The organism is Stieleria mannarensis (assembly GCF_014154935.1).
GTDB classification, from domain to species: Bacteria; Planctomycetota; Planctomycetia; order Pirellulales; family Pirellulaceae; genus Stieleria; species Stieleria mannarensis.
In genome coordinates, this window is record NZ_JACEHH010000206.1 from 1 (window position 1) to 578 (window position 578).

1 pseudogene is annotated in these 578 nt (G+C 57.1%); it reads right to left on the minus strand.

Features of this window, described 5'->3' with window-relative positions:
• Positions 1 to 23: 23 nt before the first annotated feature.
• A pseudogene (locus tag H1B37_RS33080) lies at positions 24 to 578 on the minus strand (hypothetical protein); the annotation flags it as partial.

The following is a 578-nucleotide window of genomic DNA, read 5'->3' on the forward strand; positions in this document are numbered from 1 at the left end:
GTTTCGATCGACCGCCATGTCCGTCAAGAACTGTCCGTCAAGAACTCCTCGACGTCCACCGGACCGATCTCGCCCAAGCCCCATTGAGTGCTCGCGTCGGCGTCCTTGACGGATTCCCAGAGCCCACGATACGAAAAGAAATCGCAGAGTTTTCCGATGTACGCCTTTTCGGTGTTCCATGCCAGTTTGTTCAAACGCATCGTCCGGCGCATTTGCTGGATCACCGGAGCTTCCTTGGTATCAATCTCCCCGACCAGTTCTTTGATCTCGGGGCCTGAAAGCTCCGCCTGTCGCTCGCAACTGGCTTTGTAGCGCAGCTGAGCCACAATGCGGTCCAGCCGCTCGCCGCTGTCTCGATGAAAGCGTTTCTGATAATCCGAAAGCGCCTCGGCAATCTTCAGGCGTTTCCAAGCCGGCGCGCCCTTCTTTTTCTGGTCGATCAGAAATTCGATCACTTCGGCCTGGCCAAAATGCCAGTTCGAATTGCTGCCGGCACCGTGAAAGACTGCCAGCTTTTGACGCCAAATCAGCGCCCAATCCGGCTTCTCGTCCGCTTGCTTCCTCGCCCGCTGCCCTCT